This is a genomic window from Rhodococcus sp. LB1 (assembly GCF_001583455.1).
GTDB lineage: Bacteria > Actinomycetota > Actinomycetes > Mycobacteriales > Mycobacteriaceae > Rhodococcus_F > Rhodococcus_F opacus.
The window spans coordinates 1-2,311 of sequence record NZ_LTCZ01000330.1 but is presented as its reverse complement, the minus strand read 5'-3'; the positions used below and the strand labels follow the sequence as shown (position 1 = coordinate 2,311).

The window sequence follows — 2,311 nt, the reverse complement described above, 5'->3', positions numbered from 1 at the left end:
ATCGTGGATGAACCTCGTCGTGCGACACGAAGTCGCATGAGTACAGCGCAACTCACCGAAGGAGGATCGATGTCGATGGTGTAGTTGCCGGTCCCGTGCGTGGGGGCCGTCCCCGCCTCGGCGTGCGTCGCGGGTAACCGCGGGGTGCGGAGCCCGAGGTGAAAGGCCGAAGGACCCTTGTTCCATCCAGGGGTTACGGGCTGGGGAAGACCGGACGGGTGAATAGCGTGAACCCTCGTCGACGCCTCGTCATGATCACTTCCGCCGATGGGAAGCTTCAGTGGGAGATAGGGACCGGCCGCTGGAAGGCGGCGGGTGCCGCCCGGACGAACTTGGCCGGGCGGGAACGCACCACCGTCCCCGGGGTACAGAGGGCACCCAACCCGGTCGTATCTGTCTGATGTGGAACGTGACAACCCCGTTGTGGTCCAAGGGCGTAGTTGCTCTTGGTAGGCCGACCGTGAGGAAGGCGGAATTCCGCAGCGGGCGCAGGATGGCTCGAGAAGCGAATGCCGGTAGCCGAAAGGCCGCAGGAAACCGGGCACCACTGGTCGGCTCCTCTCCGACGGTGCTCGCATAACTGGCCGGATAGGGGCAGCTGCCCCGACCCGAAAGGGTGCTGACGCGAGCCGGGTGAGCCTGCGACGAATCGATGCTCGACGACGCTGGAACCTCGAGGGGGCAAGTTGGACGCCAGGACGATGCCGGAGACGACTACGGTCGCCGACGGTGACGATCCGGTGAACGGACCCCAGGGCCGAAGCCTCGACTGGGACGCTGTGCGTTGGCGGTCGGTCGAGGAACAGGTACGGCGGCTGCGGCAGCGAATCTTCGCGGCGTCACAGGCAGGGGACCTCAAGAAGGTCCGCAATCTACAGAAGTTGATGTTGCGTTCCCGCAGTAACGCACTGGTTTCGGTGCGGCGGGTGACGGAGGTCAACGCTGGCCGCAAGACGGCCGGGGTCGACGGCAAGGTCGTGGTGACAGCGGAACAGAAGGCCGAACTGGCCGACTGGGTGCAGCACCGGGCCGAACCGTGGTCACCGCAACCCGTCAAGCGGGTGTATGTGCCGAAAAGCAACGGGCGCCGCCGCCCGCTCGGAATTCCCGTGATCGCCGACAGATGCCTTCAAGCGCTGACGGTCAATGCGTTGGAACCCGAGTGGGAGGCCCGGTTCGAACCGAAGTCTTATGGGTTCCGGCCGGGTCGTGGCTGCCACGACGCCATCGTGGCTATCCACACGACGGCGAGTCGCACCGACGCCCAACGTCTGTGGGTGCTCGACGCCGATCTCGCCGCGGCATTCGACCGGCTCGACCACGACCACATCTGTCAGTCGCTGGGGACGTTCCCGGCTCGGGAACTGGTCCGGCAGTGGCTGACGGCGGGTGTGGTCGAGGACGGCCGGTTCGCCCCGACCGGGGACGGCGCTCCTCAGGGTGGGGTGATCAGCCCGTTGCTACTGAATGTTGCTCTGCACGGCATGGAGGCCGCCGCCGGAGTCCGATACCACGTCACCGGCACTCGTGCCGGGAAGACAGTGTCGGGGTGCCCGGTGGTCATCCGTTACGCCGATGATCTGCTGGCCCTGTGCTATTCACGTGCACAGGCCGAGCAGGTCAAGGCGCAGCTGGCGGAGTGGTTGGCTCCCAGGGGTTTGGTCTTCAATGGGGACAAGACCCGGATCACGCATCTGGAAGATCAGGGCGTGGACTTTCTGGGGTTCACCATCCGCCGCTTCCGGAACGGGAAGCTGCTGACCAAGCCGAGTGACGATGCGTTGCGGCGGATCCGGAAACGGTTGTCCACCGAGGTGAAGGCTCTACGTGGGGCCAACGCCGATGCGGTGATCGCCAAGCTCAACCCGATCATCGCCGGATGGGCCGCCTACTACCGGATCGGGGTATCCAAACGGGCGTTCAACGCGTTGGACGCCCACGTGTGGAGACTGGTCTACAAATGGGCCCGGTTCTCCCACTCGAACAAGCCGCTGCGCTGGGTGAAGGCCCGGTACTTCGGCACGTTCAACCCCGCCAGGACGGACTCGTGGGTGTTCGGCAGCCGGGAGTCCGGCTTCTACCTCCGCAAGTTCGCTTGGACACCGATTGTCCGGCACCGGATGGTGGCAGGGGCGGCGTTTCCGGACGACCCGGCCCTGACCGACCACTGGGCTGCGAGGCGTCATCGCAGCAAACCTCCACTGGGCCGAGGCACCCTGCGCCTGCTGCAGGCGCAGCACGGCCGATGCCCGCTATGTCGGGGCTGCTGCTGCACGCCGAGCACGAGCCGCAAAGCCCACAGGAGTGGGAA

General features: G+C 65.9%; 1 protein-coding gene. It reads left to right on the top strand.

All coding sequences use genetic code 11. From position 1 onward, the window contains the following. Positions 1-701: 701 nt before the first annotated feature. A partial coding sequence (gene ltrA / locus AZG88_RS33025) for a group II intron reverse transcriptase/maturase (protein WP_197487981.1) occupies positions 702-2,311 on the top strand: 1,610 nt, incomplete at its 3' end.